Annotated in this window: 18 protein-coding genes; 13 read left to right on the forward strand and 5 right to left on the reverse strand. The window is 73.3% G+C overall.

Going from position 1 to position 18373, the window contains the following annotated elements; genetic code table 11:
- Positions 1-13: 13 nt before the first annotated feature.
- Both FQ330_RS10495 and FQ330_RS10500 read right to left on the reverse strand, forming a co-directional pair.
- Complete coding sequence (locus FQ330_RS10495; protein WP_146357367.1) at positions 14-418, reverse strand: hypothetical protein; 405 nt, start codon at positions 416-418, stop codon at positions 14-16.
- Positions 418-1716 (reverse strand): M20/M25/M40 family metallo-hydrolase, encoded by a 1299-nt coding sequence (locus tag FQ330_RS10500; RefSeq protein ID WP_192575923.1) that lies wholly within the window; start codon positions 1714-1716, stop codon positions 418-420. The genes FQ330_RS10495 and FQ330_RS10500 overlap by 1 nt, the downstream gene beginning before the upstream one ends.
- A gap of 76 nt (positions 1717-1792) precedes the next feature.
- Here FQ330_RS10500 and FQ330_RS10505 point away from each other — a divergent pair, with 76 nt between their 5' ends.
- The 3 genes from FQ330_RS10505 to FQ330_RS10510 are packed head-to-tail and all read left to right on the forward strand — an operon-like array spanning position 1793 to position 4898.
- A complete protein-coding gene (locus FQ330_RS10505; RefSeq protein ID WP_128190172.1) occupies positions 1793-2647 on the forward strand; it encodes a tryptophan 2,3-dioxygenase in 855 nt (284 codons plus the stop codon).
- Positions 2644-3672 carry a hydrolase gene (locus FQ330_RS13355; protein ID WP_192575924.1) on the forward strand — a complete coding sequence of 343 codons (1029 nt, stop codon included), beginning with the start codon at positions 2644-2646 and terminating at the stop codon, positions 3670-3672. Before FQ330_RS10505 ends, FQ330_RS13355 begins: the two co-directional genes overlap by 4 nt.
- Positions 3669-4898 (forward strand): kynureninase, encoded by a 1230-nt coding sequence (locus tag FQ330_RS10510; protein WP_146357371.1) that lies wholly within the window; start codon positions 3669-3671, stop codon positions 4896-4898. Before FQ330_RS13355 ends, FQ330_RS10510 begins: the two co-directional genes overlap by 4 nt.
- On the opposite strand, the gene FQ330_RS10515 is transcribed toward FQ330_RS10510, so the two are convergent.
- Positions 4885-5523 carry a hypothetical protein gene (locus tag FQ330_RS10515; protein ID WP_146357373.1) on the reverse strand — a complete coding sequence of 213 codons (639 nt, stop codon included), beginning with the start codon at positions 5521-5523 and terminating at the stop codon, positions 4885-4887. The genes FQ330_RS10510 and FQ330_RS10515 overlap by 14 nt on opposite strands.
- Before the next feature lie 122 nt (positions 5524-5645).
- Here FQ330_RS10515 and FQ330_RS10520 point away from each other — a divergent pair, with 122 nt between their 5' ends.
- The 6 genes from FQ330_RS10520 to FQ330_RS10545 all read left to right on the forward strand — a co-directional run bounded on the left by FQ330_RS10520 (position 5646) and on the right by FQ330_RS10545 (position 13475).
- The gene (locus FQ330_RS10520; RefSeq protein WP_146357375.1) at positions 5646-7145 is read left to right on the forward strand and encodes an aspartate ammonia-lyase; all 1500 of its coding nucleotides are present in this window, start codon (positions 5646-5648) and stop codon (positions 7143-7145) included.
- Positions 7146-7179: 34 nt separating this feature from the next.
- Positions 7180-8430: a PrsW family intramembrane metalloprotease gene (locus FQ330_RS10525; protein ID WP_146357377.1), complete on the forward strand. Its 1251-nt coding sequence runs from the start codon at positions 7180-7182 to the stop codon at positions 8428-8430.
- Positions 8431-8526: 96 nt separating this feature from the next.
- Positions 8527-8796: a 30S ribosomal protein S15 gene (gene rpsO / locus FQ330_RS10530; RefSeq protein WP_128190649.1), complete on the forward strand. Its 270-nt coding sequence runs from the start codon at positions 8527-8529 to the stop codon at positions 8794-8796.
- Positions 8797-9080: 284 nt separating this feature from the next.
- Entirely contained in the window at positions 9081-11360 is a 2280-nt protein-coding gene (locus tag FQ330_RS10535) for a polyribonucleotide nucleotidyltransferase (protein WP_128190648.1), read from the forward strand.
- A 74-nt stretch (positions 11361-11434) separates the two neighbouring features.
- Complete coding sequence (locus FQ330_RS10540) at positions 11435-12808, forward strand: M16 family metallopeptidase (protein WP_146357379.1); 1374 nt, start codon at positions 11435-11437, stop codon at positions 12806-12808.
- A 64-nt stretch (positions 12809-12872) separates the two neighbouring features.
- Complete coding sequence (locus tag FQ330_RS10545) at positions 12873-13475, forward strand: histidine phosphatase family protein (protein WP_128189571.1); 603 nt, start codon at positions 12873-12875, stop codon at positions 13473-13475.
- Positions 13476-13744: 269 nt separating this feature from the next.
- Here FQ330_RS10545 and FQ330_RS10550 read toward each other — a convergent pair whose 3' ends face one another.
- Positions 13745-14203 (reverse strand): GNAT family N-acetyltransferase, encoded by a 459-nt coding sequence (locus tag FQ330_RS10550; protein ID WP_225792808.1) that lies wholly within the window; start codon positions 14201-14203, stop codon positions 13745-13747.
- Positions 14204-14253: 50 nt separating this feature from the next.
- Here FQ330_RS10550 and dapB point away from each other — a divergent pair, with 50 nt between their 5' ends.
- The 4 genes from dapB to FQ330_RS10570 are packed head-to-tail and all read left to right on the forward strand — an operon-like array spanning position 14254 to position 16743.
- Positions 14254-14958 (forward strand): 4-hydroxy-tetrahydrodipicolinate reductase, encoded by a 705-nt coding sequence (gene dapB, locus FQ330_RS10555; RefSeq protein ID WP_146357381.1) that lies wholly within the window; start codon positions 14254-14256, stop codon positions 14956-14958.
- On the forward strand, positions 14955-15434 hold the full coding sequence (locus FQ330_RS10560; protein WP_225792809.1) for a hypothetical protein: 480 nt from the start codon (positions 14955-14957) through the stop codon (positions 15432-15434). Before dapB ends, FQ330_RS10560 begins: the two co-directional genes overlap by 4 nt.
- Positions 15431-16228 carry a thymidylate synthase gene (locus tag FQ330_RS10565; RefSeq protein WP_146357383.1) on the forward strand — a complete coding sequence of 266 codons (798 nt, stop codon included), beginning with the start codon at positions 15431-15433 and terminating at the stop codon, positions 16226-16228. Before FQ330_RS10560 ends, FQ330_RS10565 begins: the two co-directional genes overlap by 4 nt.
- Positions 16229-16236: 8 nt before the next feature.
- Positions 16237-16743, forward strand: coding sequence for a dihydrofolate reductase (locus FQ330_RS10570; RefSeq protein ID WP_318655694.1), 507 nt, complete (start codon positions 16237-16239; stop codon positions 16741-16743).
- Positions 16744-16749: 6 nt separating this feature from the next.
- Here FQ330_RS10570 and FQ330_RS10575 read toward each other — a convergent pair whose 3' ends face one another.
- Positions 16750-18348 carry a cell wall-binding repeat-containing protein gene (locus FQ330_RS10575; RefSeq protein ID WP_146357387.1) on the reverse strand — a complete coding sequence of 533 codons (1599 nt, stop codon included), beginning with the start codon at positions 18346-18348 and terminating at the stop codon, positions 16750-16752.
- Between the last annotated feature and the right edge of the window lie 25 nt (positions 18349-18373).

Genomic DNA, 18373 nt, shown 5'->3' on the forward strand with positions numbered 1-18373 from the left:
GGCCGTCTGCGCCTCAGCCGAGCGCCGCGACGAACCCGGCCCACGGCATCCGCTCCACGACGCCCTCGGCGGCGGCCGCGAGCTCGGGGTCGTCGGTGACGAGCGCGTCGGCCTGCAGCGACGCGACCGCGAGCGGCTCCGCCCGCGTCGCGTCGTCCCAGCCGAGCCGCGCGGCGTGCCGCCAGGCGACCGAGCGCGAGACGCGGTCGGCGAGCAGCCGCACCTTGAGCGACGCGAGCGCCTCGAGCTGCGCGCGCCCCTCGGGCTCCGGCAGGTCGCCCGCGCGCACCTCGGCCCACAGCAGCGGCATGACCTGCGAGCGCAGCGCCCCCGCGCCGACCAGCTGGTGCTCGCCCACGTCGACGCGCTCGCGCACGATCCGCAGCGCGGTGGGAGCGTCGATCGCGAACCGCGCCATCAGCAGCTCGACTCGATGAGGTCGGCGTACCAGCGGCAGCCGCCCAGCCACGTGTCGACGCGGATGCGCTCGTCGCGCGCATGCAGGGTGAGGCGCTCGTCGCGGGTCATCGCGAAGGGCGCGAAGCGGTAGACGCGGTCGGTGATGCGATGCGTGTGCCGGCCGTCGGTGCCGCCGAGCATCACGTACGGCACGGTGAGCACGTCGGGCCGCAGCCGCGCGATCGCCGCCGCGACGTCGTCCCAGCCGGGGCCCGCCGAGGGGCTCTCGGGGCTCGGTCCGTGGCCGTGCAGCACCTCGAGCGACACCTGCGGGTCGGCGACCGCCCGCCGCACGTGCGCGACCGTCTCGTCGACGCTCGAGCCGAGCGCGATCCGCGCGTTCACGACCGCGACCGCCTCCTCCGCGAGCGCGTTGGGCGCGGCCGCGCCCGAGAGCTGCGTGACGACCGCGGTGGTCGAGAGCATCGCCCGCGTCTCGTCGCCGCGCGCCAGGATGCGCTCCACGAGCGGCCGCGCGCGCCGCACCCGCCGCAGCACCGCGCCCTGCGGCCCCGACGCATCCGCCCCCAGCAGCTCGAGCATGCGCAGCGCCGGCTCCGGCAGCGAGCGCGGGAAGGGGGCGCGGTCGAGCCGCCGGATCGCGCGCGCGAGCCGCGACGTCGCCGGCAGCCTCGGCGGGGTCGACGCGTGCCCGCCCACCTGCGCCACGCGCATCCGGATGTTGGCGAAGCCCTTCTCGGCCACGCCCACCACCGCCACGTCGCGCGCGACGCCCGCGACCGGCGGCTCGATGATCGCGCCGCCCTCGTCGAGCGCCCACGCGGGTCGCACGCCGCGGGCGTCGAGCTCGGCGATGGCCGACGCGGCGCCGGTGCCCATCGTCTCCTCGTCGTGCCCGAAGACGAGCCACACGTCGCGCGCGGGCGCGAAGCCCGCCGCGAGCAGCGCCTCGACGGCGACGCAGATGCCGACGAGCGAGCCCTTGTCGTCGAGCGTGCCGCGGCCCCACACGTGCGTGGCGTCGCGGTGCCCGGCGTAGGGCGGATGCGTCCACCCGTCGGGCGGGGCCGGCACGACGTCCTGGTGGGCCATGAGCAGCGCCGGCGCACCCGCGCCGCGCCCAGGCCACCGCGCGAGCAGCGTCGCGCCGATCGACTCGACCTCGAGCGAGGCGAACAGCCGCGGGAAGCGCTCGCGGAGCGCCGCCTGGAAGGCGGGCAGCTGGGCCGCCTCCTCGGTCGGCACGCGCACGAGCGCGATCAGGTCGTCGACGGCCGCGTCCGGGATCTCCACCACGCCGCCAGCGTAGGGCGGCCGGGCCGATGGCGGGCGCCGCGGCGCGTTACCGTGGAGGCGAGCCGAAGGAGGCCCCGTGCCCGTCGAGGACAACACCCGCGAGATCGAGTCGACGATCGTCACCGACCTGCGCGAGCGCATGAGCTACGGGTCGTACCTGGGGCTCGACACGCTCCTCGCGTCGCAGCACCCGCGCAGCGAGCCGGAGCACCACGACGAGCTGCTGTTCATCATCCAGCACCAGACGACCGAGCTGTGGCTCAAGCTCGTCATCCACGAGCTCGACGACGCCCGCCGGCTGCTCGCCGCCGACGACCTGGGCGCGGCCCTCAAGCGCATCGCGCGCGTGAAGCACATCCAGGAGGTGCTGACGCAGCAGTGGTCGGTGCTCGCGACGCTCACGCCCACCGAGTACGCGCAGTTCCGCGGCGCGCTCGCCAACGCCTCGGGCTTCCAGAGCGCGCAGTACCGGCTCGTCGAGTTCGCGCTCGGCAACAAGCACGAGCGCATGCTGAAGGTCTTCGAGTCGAGCCCCGACGACCACGCGGCGCTCGCGGCCGAGCTCGAGCGGCCGAGCCTCTACGACGAGTTCCTCCGGCACCTCGCCCGCCGCGGCCACGCCGTGCCGACGGCGGTGCTCGAGCGCGACGTGCGGAAGGCGCACGTCTACTCCGAGGAGCTCGTGCCGGTCTTCCAGCGCATCTACGAGGGCGCCGACGACAACTGGCGCGCCTACGAGACGTGCGAGGAGCTCGTCGACCTCGAGGACAACTTCCAGTTCTGGCGCTTCCGGCACCTGCGCACCGTCACCCGCACGATCGGGCGCAAGACCGGCACGGGAGGCTCGAGCGGCGTCGACTTCCTGCAGCGCGCGCTCGACCTGACGTTCTTCCCCGAGCTCTACGCGGTCCGCACGCGGATCGAGGAGTGAGCGCCCCGCGGCTCGTGCGCGTCGCGCACGCGCGCGTCGACGGCGCGTGGCATGCGGATGCGGTGCTGCGGCTCGGCGACGACGGGGTCGCCCTCGCGGACGGCGACGAGGCCGCGGCCCGCGACCTGCCGAGGCTCGACCTCGCGCTGCTCCCGCCGCTCACCGACGCGCACGTGCACCTCGCGCTCGCCGACCTCGGCGGGCTCGAGGGGAGCCGCATCGCCCGGGTCCTCGACCTCGGCGCCGACCCGGCCGCCGTGCCGGGCCTCGCCGACGCGGCGCGGGCGACGCATCCGGCCCTCGACGTGCGCTTCGCGGGCGCGTTCCTCACCGCGCCGGGCGGCTACCCGTCGGACCGCGCGTGGGCGCCGCCCGGCGGCGTCGTCGAGGTCGCGGGCGGCGCGGCGGCGGCCGCGGCGGTGCGCGCCCAGGCGGCGGCAGGCGCGAGCCTCGTGAAGCTCGTGTCGAACACCGACGACGGGCCGGCCCTCGACGACGAGGCGCTCGCGGCGGCGGTGGCCGAGGCGCACGCGCTGGGGCTCCGCGTCGCAGTGCACGCGCAGGGCGGGGGCCAGCCGGAGCGCGCGATCGCCGCGGGCGCCGACGTGCTCGCGCACACGCCGTGGACGCATCCGCTCGCCGACGACGTCGTGCGCCGCGCCGCCGGGCGCACGGTGTGGATCTCGACCCTCGGCATGCACGCGCGCGACGGCGACGACGAGGCCTTCGCACGCGCCACCGACAACCTCGCGCGCTTCGCGGCGGGCGGGGGAACGGTCGCCTACGGCACCGACCTCGGCAACGGCTCGAGCCGCCTCGACCTCGACGAGGCGGAGGTCGCGGCGCTGCGGCAGGCCGGGGTCGAGGGGGAGGCGCTCGTCGACGCGCTCACCGCGGCCCGGCTGCTGCCCGGCGGCCCCGTCGCGAGCGCCTTCCCGCCCGACGTCGACGGCGACGCCGCCGCGCTCGCATCCCTGCACCGGTCCCGGCCCGTGCGCATCACCGACCTGGAGGCCCCTCGATGACCGACACCGCCCGCCTCGCCGCCGAGCTCGACGCCGCCGACCCGCTCGCCGCCCACACGGGCGCGTTCGTGCGCGACCCCGGCGTCGTCTCCTACCTCGACGGCAACTCGCTCGGCCGCCCGCTCGCGTCGCTCGAGGAGCGCTTCGCGCGCTTCGTCGGCCACGACTGGGGCAGCCGCCTCATCCGCGGCTGGGACGAGGGCTGGATGCGCCTGCCGTACGAGCTCGGCGACCGCATCGGCGCGCTCGTCGGCGCGGCGCCGGGGCAGACCGTCGTCGGCGACTCGACCACGGTGCTGCTGTACAAGCTCATCCGCGCCGCGGTCGACGCGCCGCGCAGCGCCGCCCGCACCGAGATCGTCATCGACGACGACAACTTCCCGACCGACCGCTTCATCGTCGAGGGCGTCGCCGCCGAGCGCGGCCTCACGATCCGGTGGATCGAGGTCGACCGCACCGCCGGCGCGACGCTCGAGCAGGTCGAGGCCGCCGTCGGCGAGCGCACCGCGCTCGTGGTGCTGAGCCACGTCGCCTACCGCTCGGGGTTCCTCGCCGACGTCGCTGGCGTCACGCGCGCTGTGCACGACGCGGGCGCGCTCGTGCTGTGGGACCTGTGCCACTCGGCAGGCGTCATCCCCACCGAGCTCGACGCGCACGGCGTCGACCTCGCGGTCGGCTGCACGTACAAGTACCTGAACGGCGGGCCCGGCTCGCCCGCCTTCGCCTACGTGCGGCGCGAGCTGCAGGGCCAGCTGCAGCAGCCGATCCAGGGCTGGATGGGCGCCGCCGACGTCTTCGCGATGGCGCCGCGCTACCGGCCCGCGCCCGACCTGGCCCGGTTCCTGAGCGGCACCCCGCCGGTGCTCGCGACCGTCGCGCTCGAGGCGATGGTCGAGCTCGTCGAGCAGGTGGGCGTCGCCGCCGTGCGCGAGAAGTCGATCGCCCTCACCGGCTTCGCCGAGCAGGCGCTCGCCGCGCACGTGCTGCCGCACGGGGCGGTGCTCGCGAGCCCGCCCGCCGGGCCGCGCCGGGGCAGCCACCTCACCGTCGCGCATCCGTCGTTCCGCGAGGTCAACGCGAGGCTCTGGGAGCGCGGCGTCATCCCCGACTTCCGGGCGCCCGACGGCATCCGCATCGGGCTGTCGCCGCTCAGCACGACGTTCGCCGAGGTCGAGCTCGGCGTCGCGGCGCTCGGGGAGGAGCTCGCGCGCGCTACTCGCGGATGAGGTCGTGCACGGCGACCGCGGCGTCGACCGCCTGCTGGCCCGTGAACGCCGCCTCGCCGCCGTCCCAGCCGACCGAGACGGTCTCGAACTGGTCGAAGGTGTTCACGGTGCCCGAGAACGTCTCGCTCAGCACCGGGGGCTCGCCCACGCCCATCACGAACAGGCCGCGCTCGTTGGCGCCCGGGTCGGCGACGGTGAGGCGCGAGCTCGCGAGCGCGATGAGCTCGTCGGGCGCGAACGTGATGCCGCTGAGCGTGAGGCGCAGCGTGCTGCCGCCCGCCGTCCACGCGCACTGGCGCTCGACGGCGATGTCCTCCTGGTCCTGCGCGTCGCTCGCGGCCTGGTCGAAGTCGAGGCCGCCGGTGAGCTCGGCGACCGCGCCCTCGAGCGCCGCGCACTCCGGGAACTCGGTCGGCGGCTCGATCGGGTAGCCCTCGGGGGCGTCCGGGTCGCCCTCGGCGGTCACGGGCGACTCGGATGCGGCGGGGTCGGATGCGGCCGGCTCGCTCGCGGTCGGCTGCGGGCCGGCGGCGGTGGGCTCGGGCGTCTCGTCGGGCGCGGCGGAGCCGCAGCCGGCGAGCGCGAGGGCGGAGACGACGGCGAGGGGGAGCAGGAGTCGGGGCACCAGGGCAGGGTACCGGCACCGCGGACCCTCCCCGGCTAGGCTCGTCAGCGGCGGGCGACCCCCGCATCCGCACACCTCCCAGGCCCACCAGGCGCTGGGCCACCGACGGCGATGGAGCCCGCATGACCGACACGCCCCAGTACAAGCTCGACCCGGCCCCGCAGGGCGAGCACCACTACACGGGTCCGACCCGCCTCGAGCGAGACTCGCTCGGCGAGCTGCCGGTCCCCGCCGACGCCTACTGGGGCATCCACACCGAGCGCGCGCTCATCAACTTCCCGATCACCGGCCGCTCGATCTCGGTCTACTCCGACCTCGTCAACGCGCTCGCGGTCGTCAAGCAGGCCTGCGCCCGCGCGAACCGCGAGATCGGGGTGCTCGACCCCGAGAAGGCCGACCTCATCGATCGCGTCTGCCGGCGCATCCGCGGCGGCGAGCTGCACGACCAGTTCAAGGTGGGCGTCATCCAGGGCGGCGCCGGCACCTCGACGAACATGAACACGAACGAGGTCATCGCCAACGCGTGCCTCGTCGAGCTCGGCTTCCCGAAGGGGTCGTACGAGCACTTCAGCCCCATCGACGACGTCAACCGCTCGCAGTCGACGAACGACACCTACCCGACCTCCATCAAGGTCGCGATGTCGTTCACGCTGCGCCGCCTGCTCGACGAGCTGACCCGGCTGACGGATGCGTTCGACGCGAAGGCCGACGAGTTCCGCGACGTGCTGAAGGTCGGCCGCACGCAGCTGCAGGACGCCGTGCCGATGACGCTCGGCCAGGAGTTCCACGGCTTCGCCGTGACGCTGCGCGAGGACCGCGACCGGCTCGAGGAGACCATCAAGTGGCTGAGCGAGGTCAACCTCGGCGCCACCGCGATCGGCACGGGCATCACCGCCGACCCGCGCTACGCCGAGGCCGCCTGCCGGCACCTCGCCGAACTCACCGGCCTGCCGATCATGGCCGCCGCCGACCTCATCGAGGCGACGAGCGACACCGGCGTGTTCATGACGCTCTCGGGCACGCTCAAGCGCTGCGCGGCGAAGCTCTCCAAGATCTGCAACGACCTGCGGCTGCTCTCCTCGGGCCCGCAGGCGGGCTTCGGCGAGATCGCGCTGCCCGCGAAGCAGGCCGGGTCGTCGATCATGCCCGGCAAGGTCAACCCGGTCATCCCCGAGGTCGTGAACCAGGTCGCGTTCGCCGTCATCGGGTCGGATGCGACGGTGACGGCGGCGTCGGAGGCCGGGCAGCTGCAGCTCAACGCGTTCGAGCCGGTGATCGCGCACTCGATCCTGCAGAGCCTGCACTGGATGACGCAGGCGTGCCTGACGCTGCGGGTGAACTGCGTGGTCGGCATCGAGGCGAACCGCGAGCGGCTCGACCTCATGGTCGGCACGTCGGTCGGCGTCGTCACGGCGCTCACGCCGTACCTCGGCTACGCCGAGTCGGCGAAGCTCGCCCACGAGGCGCTCACGAGCAGCAAGTCGATCGCCGACCTCGTCGTCGAGGCGGGCCTCATGGAGCGCGAGCGGGTCGAGAAGCTGCTGCAGCCGGCGCGCCTGTCGGGCCTGCAGCCCGTGACGCAGGCGATCCCGGTCATCCCGCTGCCCGACGCCGAGCGCTGAGGCGCGGCGCGGCACGGCTCGGTACGCTCCTCGGGTGACCGCCACCGCACCGCTCTCGCCGCTCGCGCGCCGACGGGAGGGCCCGAACGTCGGGCTGATCGTCGGCATCATCGGCATCGCGGTGCTCGCGCTCGCCTCGTTCGGCGTGATCTTCGTGCTCGGCGGGGCGATCGGCAACCCGCTGCTGGTCGCCGTCTCCGGCGTCATGGCGCTCGTGCCGCTGGGCTTCGTCATCTGGGCGGTCGTCGCGATCGACCGGTGGGAGCCCGAGCCGCGGGTGGCGATGTGGTTCGCGGGCCTGTGGGGCGGCGTCGCGGCGGTGCTGCTGACGCTCGCGCTCAACGAGTGGGTGCTGCAGCCGCTCGTCGTGCCGCTGCTGCGCTCGCAGGAGGAGTTCGAGTTCTACGCGACCGTCATCCAGGCGCCGGTGGTGGAGGAGCTCTGGAAGGCGATCCCGGTCGTCATCATGTTCCTGTTCTTCCGGCGCACGTTCGACGGACCGGTCGACGGCGTCGTCTTCGCGGCGCTGTCGGCCGCGGGATTCGCGTTCACCGAGAACATCCTCTACTTCGGCACGTCGCTCGCCGAGTCGGGCGACGGCTCGTTCATCTTCTTCCTGCGCGGCATCATGAGCCCGCTCACGCACGCGATCTTCACGGCGGTCGGGATCGGGCTCGCGCTCGGCTTCGCGGCGCGGCTGCGCAGTCGGTGGTGGATCCTCGTCGCCTTCCCGGCGGGCTGGCTCGTGTCCGCTGCGCTGCACGCGCTGTGGAACTCGGCGAGCTGGTGGGTGCCGGGCGGCACCGTCGGCTTCTTCGTCTACTACCTCGTCGTGCAGGTGCCGCTGTGCGCGCTCGCCGCGGTCGCCGTCTGGCTTCTGCTGCGCCAAGAGGTGCGGCTCACGCGGCTGCGCCTCGACGACTACGGGCGCGCCGGCTGGTTCACGCGCGAGGAGGTCGAGCGGCTCTCGAGCGGCGACGGCCGCGCCTCGCTCATGGACTGGGCGAAGCGCCGCGGCGTGCGGCGGTCGATGCACCACTACATCCAGACCGCGACGAAGCTCGCCAACCACCGCCAGCGCGCGCTCGTCGGCCGCATGGGCTCCGGCCACGCCGCCGACGAGACGGCGCTGCTCGGCGACCTCATGCACCACCGCCGCTCGATGGCGGCCGCCGCGATCGGGCAGCCGGTGCAGCTGTCGCACGGCCAGGCGGTGGCGGCCCCCGTCGGCGGCCGCGTGCAGCGCTTCGGCGAGCTCGACGCCCGATGGCCGGTGCGCCGCTGACCTGGTAGTCTTGGCCGGTTGCCGTACATCGGCCGCGGACAGAGAGCGCTCGTGCATCCCGCACGGGCACCGCGCTGTGAGCAGAGAGGGGTCCACATGAGCCTGAACGCAGAGGTCAAGAAGGCCATCATCGAGGAGTACGCCACGCACGAGGGCGACACCGGGAGCCCCGAGGTGCAGGTCGCGATGCTGTCGCGCCGCATCAAGGACCTCACGGAGCACCTGAAGGAGCACAAGCACGACCACCACTCGCGTCGTGGCCTGCTGCTGCTCGTCGGTCAGCGTCGTCGTCTGCTCGGCTACCTGTCCGACGTCGACATCGAGCGCTACCGCTCGCTGATCGAGCGCCTCGGCCTTCGCCGATAGCCTTCCCCAGCGTTCCCGAAGGGCCGTCCCGCGAGGGGCGGCCCTTCGTCATGCCGGGCGCGCCTCGGCGCCTTCCCTGGCGGCTCGGGGCCCGGCTGATAGCATCGTCGCGGCTGCAGCAGTTCTTCGCAGCCGATCGCGCATCCGCAGACGAGAGCCACGGGGCTGGTCGTTGGTGGAGGATGCCGAAGCGGAGCTTCGACCTCCTCCACTGATGACCACCTCCTCGCCCGTCGATCGCGATATCGACAGCGCGTCCGCGCGCCCACGAGAGGAGTGACCCTATGGAGGGTCCAGAGATCACATTCGCCGAAGCCGTCCTCGACAACGGCCGCTTCGGCACCCGCACCGTCCGCTTCGAGACCGGCCGCCTCGCGCAGCAGGCGCAGGGCGCAGCGGTCGCGTACATCGACGAGGAGACGATGCTGCTGAGCGCCACGAGCGTCTCCAAGCAGCCGAAGGACCACTTCGACTTCTTCCCGCTCACCGTCGACGTCGAGGAGCGCATGTACGCCGCGGGCCGCATCCCCGGCTCGTTCTTCCGCCGCGAGGGCCGCCCTTCGACCGACGCCATCCTCACGTGCCGCCTCATCGACCGGCCGCTGCGCCCGTCGTTCGTGGAGGGCATCCGCAACGAGGTGCAGGTCGTCGTCACCGTGCTCGCCATCGAGCCCGACGAGATCTACGACGCGCTCGCGATCAACGCCGCGTCCATGTCGACGCAGCTCTCGGGCCTGCCGTTCGACGGCCCGATCGGCGGCGTGCGCGTCGCGCTCATCGACGGCCAGTGGGTCGCCTTCCCCAAGCACTCGCAGCTCGAGCAGGCCGTGTTCAACATGGTCGTCGCCGGCCGCGTGGTCACCGACGCCGCCGGCGTCGAGGACGTCGCCATCATGATGGTCGAGGCCGAGGCCACCGACAACGCCTGGGAGCTCATCCAGGGCGGCGCCGTGAAGCCGACCGAGGAGATCGTCGCGCAGGGCCTCGAGGCCTCTAAGCCGTTCATCAAGCAGCTCGTCGCCGCGCAGGCCGAGGTCGCCAAGACCGCCGCCAAGGAGACGCAGCAGTACCCGCTGTTCCCGCCGTACTCGGAGGAGGCGCTCGTCGCCGTCCGCGAGGTCGCGCAGGAGCGCCTGTCGGAGGTCTACCGGATCGCCGGCAAGCTCGAGCGCCAGGACGCCGACGACCAGCTCAAGGAGCAGGTCAAGCAGGAGATCAACGCGCGCATCGAGCGCGGCGAGCTGGAGGCCGTCGTCGCGACGCAGGTCTCGGGCGCCTACAAGGCCGTGACGAAGGAGGTCGTCCGCGGACGCATCCTCTCCGAGCAGGTCCGCATGGACGGCCGCGGCCTCGCCGACATCCGTCCGCTCGACGCCGAGGTCGCGGTCGTGCCGCGCGTGCACGGCTCCGCGATCTTCCAGCGCGGCGAGACGCAGATCATGGGCATCACGACCCTGAACATGCTGAAGCTCGAGCAGCAGATCGACTCGCTGAGCCCGGTCACGTCGAAGCGCTACATGCACAACTACAACTTCCCGCCGTACTCGACGGGCGAGACGGGCCGCGTCGGCAGCCCGAAGCGCCGCGAGATCGGCCACGGCGCCCTGGCCGAGCGCGCGCTCGTGCCCGTGCTGCCGAGCCGGGAGGACTTCCCGTACGCGATCCGCCAGGTCTCGGAGGCGCTGGGCTCGAACGGCTCGACGTCGATGGGCTCGGTCTGCGCGTCGACCCTCGCGCTGCTGAACGCCGGCGTGCCGCTCAAGGCGCCCGTCGCGGGCATCGCGATGGGCCTCGTCAGCGACACGGTCGACGGCGAGACCCGCTACGCGGCGCTCACCGACATCCTCGGCGCCGAGGACGCGCTCGGCGACATGGACTTCAAGGTCGCCGGCACGCCGGAGTTCATCACGGCCATCCAGCTCGACACGAAGCTCTCGGGCCTGCCGGCCTCGGTGCTGACGAGCGCGCTGACGCAGGCGAAGGAGGCGCGCACGAAGATCCTCGAGGTCCTCAACGCCGCCATCGACGCCCCCGACGAGATGGCGCCCACCGCGCCGCGCGTCATCAGCGTGCAGATCCCGGTCGACAAGATCGGCGAGCTGATCGGCCCGAAGGGCAAGACGATCAACCAGATCCAGGACGACACGGGCGCGCAGATCTCGATCGAGGACAACGGCACCGTCTACATCGGCGCCGTCGACGGGCCGTCGGCCGAGGCCGCGCGCTCCGCGGTCAACGCGATCGCCAACCCCTCGAACCCCGAGGTCGGCGAGCGCTTCCTCGGCACCGTCGTGAAGATCGCGTCGTTCGGCGCGTTCGTCTCGCTGATGCCGGGTCGCGACGGCCTGCTGCACGTGACCGCCATGCGCGCGCTCAACGGCGGCAAGCGCATCGAGAGCGTCGAGGACGTCGTCTCGGTGGGTCAGAAGATCCAGGTCGAGATCACGAAGATCGATGACCGCGGCAAGCTCTCGCTCGAGGTCGTCGACGAGTCGGCGCCGGTCGCCCCCGTCGCCGCGGACGGCTCCGCGGAGTCGTCGGTCTCGGCAGACTCGGCCGAGTAGCGCACGGCGACGGATGCCCCCACCCCGCCGGGTGGGGGCATCCGTCGTCTCCGGGCGGCTCGTAGACTGGACGGATGCCTGCCGTCGCCCTCCCGCTCGAGACCCCCGAGATCGCCATCGCCGCCGCCGGCGGCGCCGTCGTGCGCCGCAGCGTGCTGCCGAGCGGCGTCCGCGTGCTCACCGAGCAGGTGCCGGGCGCGCTGAGCGCGTCGGTCGGCTTCTGGGTGCCCGTCGGGTCGCGCGACGAGCCGGGCGACGCGCGCGGCGCGACGCACTTCCTCGAGCACCTGCTCTTCAAGGGCACCCCGACGCGCACCGCCTTCGACATCGCGGTGGCGTTCGACGAGGTCGGGGGCGAGCACAACGCGCTCACGGCCAAGGAGCACACCTGCTACTACGCGAAGGTGCGCGACCGCGACCTGCCGATGGCCATCGACGTGCTCGCCGACATGGTCACGTCGTCGCTGCTCGACGCCGACGAGTTCGAGCACGAGCGCGAGGTCATCCTCGAGGAGCTCGCGATGGCCGACGACGACCCGGGCGACGTCGCGGGGGAGCGCCTGAGCGAGCTGGTGCACGGCGAGCAGGCGCCGCTCGGGCGCCCCATCGGCGGCACGCCCGAATCCATCCGGGCTGTCTCGCGCGACCGCGTGCACGAGCACTACCGCGAGCACTACGCCGCGCGCGACCTCGTCGTCACCATCGCAGGCGCCGTCGACCACGACGCGGTCGTCGAGCAGCTCCAGCTCGCGCTCACCCGCTACGGCTGGTCGCTCGCCGACGCCGCCCCGCGGCCCCGCCGCACGGGCGACGGCGAGGGCTACGCGGCCGGCGGGCTCGCGCTCGTGCAGCGGCCGCTCGAGCAGGTCAACCTCATGCTCGGCACGCCCGGCCTCGTGGCCACCGACGAGCGCCGCAGCGCCATGGCGGTGCTGAACGCGGTGCTCGGCGCCGGCATGTCGTCGCGGCTGTTCCAGGAGATCCGCGAGAAGCGCGGCCTCGCCTACTCGGTCTACTCGTTCGCCTCCGGCTACGCCGACGCGGGCCTCATGGGCATGGCCGCGGCGTGCGCGCCCCGCAAGACGCTCGAGGTCGCCGGCCTCATGGTGGGCGAGCTCGAGCGCCTCGCCGAGGGCGTCGACGACGACGAGCTGCGCCGCGCGAAGGGGCAGCTCGCGGGCGGCTCCGCGCTCGCGCTCGAGGACACCGACACGCGCATGTCGCGCCTCGGCCGGGCAGAGCTGACGCTCGGCGAGTTCCTCGACATCGACGCCACCCTCGAGCGCATCGAGCGCGTCACCGACGCCGACGTGCGCGCCCTGGCCGCGCAGCTCGCATCCGGACCACGCTCGATCGCGGCCGTCGGCCAGGTGCCGGACGGCCTCGACGCGCTCGCCGTGTCCCCCACGGCGGGTAGGGTGGATGGAGCGGCGGCGGCCGCTCACTGACAGCGAACGACGGCGCGTCCGCGCGCCCACGACGGGGCGCGATGCTGCGCCCGCCGGAGGAACGATGGCGCACCTGCTCTACCTGGTCCGACATGGGGAGCAGCTCGATGCGGAGCACGGCGTCGAGGACGGCCGGCTCTCCGGGCGCGGCGTGCGGCAGGCCCACGCGATCGCGCAGCGGCTCTCGGGCGTCGACTTCGACCACGCGTGGACCTCGCCGCTGCAGCGCGCCACCGAGACCGCCGCGATCATGGGGGAGCGGCTGCCCGCGGTCGAGTTCGAGCGCTCGTCGCTGCTGCTCGACTGCATCCCCTCGGGCCTCGAGCCCGACACGCCCGTGGGCTTCCACCGCTTCCTCGAGAGCGTGCGTCCCGCCGAGGCCGAGGCGGGTGCCGCGCAGATGCACGACGCCGCCGAGCACTGGCTGCGCCCGTCGCGCGGCGACCTCAACGAGCTGCTCATCACCCACAACTTCGTCATCGGCTGGTTCGTGCGCGAGGTCATGCAGTCGCCCAGCTGGCAGTGGATGGGCCTCAACCAGGCCAACTGCGGCCTGACGATCATCCGCCGCCGCTCGGGCAAGCCGCCGCAGCTCGTCGTGCACAACGACCTCGGCCACCTGCCGCCGGAGGACCGCACGGGCCTCCCGATCCCGCAGCCGTACTAGCCGCGGCGCCCGCGCCGCCGAGTGGCGCCTCCCGCGATCGAGTGGCGCCTCGCGCGATCGAGTGGCGCCTCGCGCGATCGAGTGGCGCCTCCGGCGATCGAGTGGCGCCGCCGGCGATCGAGTGGCGCCGTGCGCGATCGAGTGGCGCCGTGCGCGATCGAGTGGCGCCGTGCCTGGTGCCGCTCCGACCGAGGGAAGCGAGCCGCCACTCGATGACGGGAGCCGCCACTCGATGCTGGAAGCTGCCACTCGATGGCGGCCGCGGCGCCTCAGCCCAGGGGCTTCAGGAACCAGGTGGTCGCGTTCGGGTTGTCGTTGTAGGCGGGCACGGATGCGTAGCCGCGGGTCGTGTAGAGGCGGTTCGCCACCTCGAGCGCGCTGTTCGTGTCGAGCACGACCTCCGTCGCGCCGAGCTCGGCGGCGCGCGCCTCGAGCGCCGCGAGCAGCGCGGCGCCGGTGCCCTGCCCGCGGCCGACGGGGGCGACGTAGAGGTGCTTGACCTCGAAGCGCGACGGTCCGAGCCGTCGCAGCGCACCGCATCCGACCGCCTCGTCGCCGCTCCAGGCGACGAGGAAGGCCCCGTCGGGGGCGCGGAGCGTCGCGGGGTCGGCCGGCTTCGGGCGGTACTGCCCGCCGACGAAGGTGATGGCCCGGTCGGCGAAGTAGGCGTCGAGCAGCCCCTGCGCGACGGCGGAGGCGGGGTCCTCGGGAGCGATCGTGACTGCCACGGTGCCACTCTACGGGCGGGCCGGGCGCTCCTCGCCGTAGGCTGGAGGGCATGGCAGGCCCCACCCGCATCGGCATCGCAGGCTCCACCGGCAGGCTCGGATCGCTCGCGCTGCGGCTCGCCCAGGAGGCCGACGACCTCGAGCCGGTCGAGCTCGACGTGCGCGAGGGGCTCCACCTCGACGGGCTCGATGTCGTCTTCGACGCGACCGTGCTCGGCGCGAGCCAGCAGCTCGTCGAGGCCGCGGTCGCCGCGGGCGTGCCGGCGGTGGTCGGCACGAGCGGCTGGACCCACGAGCGCATCGAGGCCCTGCGCGCCCGCGGCGCCGAGCGCATCCGCATCGTCCCCAACTTCTCGCTCGGCAGCGTGCTCGAGACGCACCTCGCGACGATCGCCGCGCAGCACTTCGGCGCGGTCGAGGTCGTCGAGGCGCACCACGACCGCAAGCGCGACGCGCCGAGCGGCACGGCCACGCGCACCGCGGAGGCCATCGGCGCCGTGCGCGGCTTCCACCCCGCGACGCCCGACGAGCCGGGCCGTGGCGCGATCGTCGCGGGCGTGCCGGTCCATGCGATCCGGCTGCCGGGCGTCGTGGCGCGTCAGGAGGTCATCTTCGGCGGCGTCGGCGAGACCCTGACGATCCGTCATGACACCACCTCGAGCGACTCCTACTCGGCCGGCATCCTGCTGGCGCTGCGCGCCGAGGCGCGACCCGGCGTCACCGTCGGCATCGGCGACCTGCTGGGGCTCGCGTGACCGAGCGCCCCGCGGCTCGCACCGCGACGCGCAAGTGGGCCGCGCTCGCGATGGCCGCCGTGCTCGCGCTGTACGTCGTGCTCGCCGGCGACCGCGCGGTGCGCTTCCTCGCCTCGGGGGAGCCCGTCGCGATCGCCGTCGGCGTCGCGCTCGTCGTGACGTTCCTCGTCGGCGCGTGGGCGCTCGTGCGCGAGGTGGTCTTCGGGCTGCAGCTCGAGCGCGCCACCCGGCAGCTCGCGGACGAGGGCGGCATGCCCGCGCCGCTGCCGGGCACGCCGTCGGGTCGCGCCGAGCGCGACGCCGCCGAGCAGGCGTTCCCGGGCGCGAAGGCCGACGTCGAGGCGCACCCGGAGTCGTGGCGCTCGTGGCTGCGCCTGTCGATGGCGTACGACGCGGCACGCGATCGGCGGCGCGCGCGCATGGTTGCGCGGAAGGCCATCGCGCTGCGGAAGACTGAGAGCCTGGAGGCACGATGACGCACCCCTACGAGGAGCTCCTCGCCGACGTGCTCGCGCACGGCGAGCACAAGAGCGACCGCACCGGCACCGGCACCCGCTCGGTGTTCGGCCGCCAGCTGCGCTACGACCTGTCGGAGGGCTTCCCGCTCATCACGACGAAGCGCGTGCACTTCAAGTCGATCGCGCTCGAGCTGCTGTGGTTCCTGCGCGGCGACTCCAACGTGCGCTGGCTGCAGGAGCGCGGCGTCACGATCTGGGACGAGTGGGCGGATGCGGACGGCGAGCTGGGCCCCGTCTACGGCGTGCAGTGGCGCTCGTGGCCGACGCCCGACGGCGGCACCATCGACCAGATCCAGCAGGTGATCGACGAGATCCGCCGCAACCCCGACTCGCGGCGCCTCATCGTCTCCGCGTGGAACCCGGCCGACATCCCCGAGATGGCGCTCGCGCCGTGCCACGCCCTGTTCCAGTTCTCCGTCGCCGACGGCCGGCTCTCGTGCCAGCTGTACCAGCGCTCGGCCGACATGTTCCTCGGCGTGCCGTTCAACATCGCCAGCTACGCGCTGCTCACGCACCTCGTCGCCGACCAGACGGGGCTCGAGGTCGGTGACTTCATCTGGACCGGCGGCGACTGCCACATCTACGACAACCACGTCGAGCAGGTCACCGAGCAGCTCTCGCGCGAGCCGCTCCCGCTCCCGACGCTGCGCCTGAAGACCCACCGCGCGTCGATCTTCGACGTCGAGTACGACGACCTCGAGGTGGTCGGCTACCAGCACCACCCGGCCATCAAGGCACCGGTCGCCGTCTGATGCTCGGCATGATCTGGGCCGAGGCGCGCGGCGGCGTCATCGGCGAGGCCGGCGACATGCCGTGGCGGCTGCCCGAGGACATGGCGCGCTTCAAGGCGATCACGATGGGCCACCCGGTGGTGATGGGGCGACGCACCTGGGAGTCCTTCCCGCAAGCGTTCCGCCCGCTGCCCGGCCGCGACAACATCGTCATCACGTCCGACCGCGACTACGTCGCTCCCGGCGCCCGCGTCGTGCCGAGCCTCGAGCGCGCGCTCGAGGTCGCCGCAGAGCTCGGCGACGAGGCGTGGGTCGTCGGCGGCGGACGCGTCTACCGCGACGCCATGCACCTCGCCGACCGGCTCGAGATCACCGACGTCGACCTCGACGCATCCGGCGACACGACCGCGCCCGACGCCGCGACGGAGGGTGCGGATGCGTCGTGGCGGCTGGTCGCGCGCGATCCGGCGGAGGGGTGGCACGTCAGTCGCACGGGCCTGCGCTACCGCTACCGCACGCTCGAGCGCGTCCGCTGACGCCGCTCAGCGGAGTGTGACAGACCAGGGAGCCTCGGCCGTCACTGCGATCACCGACGGTCCGGCATGCATTGAGCCTGCGCCCGTGTACGCATCGCAGCAGTTCGAGATCGGCCACCCCATCCAGCCATCCCCGTAGAGCTCGCGAACCTCGAAGAGCCCCTCGCCCCGGTGCGATCCCTCGATCGTGCGTGCTGATCCGCCGTACAGGTATACGCCGTCCGTGGTGCCGCTGGCCGAGCTCGACAGCACCGGCGCGCTCGTGAGATCGCGCACCTCGATCGTCCAGGAGCCCCGCGACTTCACCTCCAGGTAGCGGGCCGGGCTGTCCTCGCTGTAGGTGGCGAGCAGGCTGGTGCCCGAATACGAGCCCCAGAACGAGAGCGGGAGGTCCACCATGTCCCGACCTGCGTCGAGCGCGGTGATCTGGTTGATGTCGTCCGCAGGCATGGTCGCGCGGATCTGTCCATAGGCGATGCCCATGCCGAGGTCGATCACGCGATCCCCGCTGCCGCTGAAGGTACGAGCCGAGAAGCGGCCGTACTCGTCGCCGATCAGCTCGGGCAGCGTGCGCGGACATGGCTGCAGCGAGAGCGCGTGATCGCTGACGGTGGCGCCGCTGCCCAGGCCGATGACCTGGCTGATCCCGCGCTCCGCGGCCTCGCCGCTCAGCATCGACACGACCTGTGCGTTGCAGGCGTCCGGAGTCAGGTACATGGGGATCCCACGAAGCGCGGCGTGGACGGCGCCTGCAAGCGCATCCGGGAAGTTCTTGCCGGTCGCCAGCAGCATCGTGGGCTCGGCCGGGTACTGCGCGAACGCGTCGTTGATCGCGCGCGCCGTCGTGTAGCGGCTGTCGCCTGCGTACCTGGTCACCGATCGAACGCCGCTCGATCGGATGCCCGTCTCGTCAGCTGCGCTGACGGACGGTGCGCCTCCGGCGATGTTGACGTCTCTTCCGCCCACATACGGTGCGACGGCCTCGAGCCAGCCGCGCGCCGCGGCGGTCGAGCTGCCGTGGTGATCCAGCACGACGGCGGCACGTTCGCGACCCGCCACGGAAGCGGCGACGAGCGCGTCCGGGAAGTTGAAGCCGGACGCCACCCAGACCGTCTCGACCGGGCCCGTCTCGAGCAGCCGATCCATCAGCATGAGCGAAGTCTCGACGCGGTTGGCGCCGCCGATGCGCGTGAGCGTCGCGCCGCTGATGGCCGCGGCGCTCGCGGCGACGCCTGCTGAGACCGACGCCTCGGAGCCCACGACCACGACCTCCGACGGGGCGATCTCCGCGATGCGCTGCGCGACGATCGACGGCAGCTCGTTCGGCTTGGTGAGCAGCAAGTGCCCACGCTCCGCAGCGACCACCGGGCCGGCGGAGAGCGCGTCCGGGAACTTCTGCCCATTGGCGAGGAAGACGATCGCTCCCGCGTCGGTGTTCCGTGAGATGGTCACGCTCGTCGCGTAGCGATCCGAGCCGGCGTATCGATCGGTCGTGACCGCCTCGGCGGGCGCCGCCGCCGTGGTCAGGCCGGTCGCGACGAGCGCGAGGGAGGCGGCGAGGGCGACGAGAGCGCGCATGGCTGTCCTAGCTGCGAGGGGCAGCATGGGGGCTGCACGACGGGGGTCAGCG

Source organism: Agrococcus sediminis (assembly GCF_007923295.1).
GTDB classification, from domain to species: domain Bacteria; phylum Actinomycetota; class Actinomycetes; order Actinomycetales; family Microbacteriaceae; genus Agrococcus; species Agrococcus sediminis.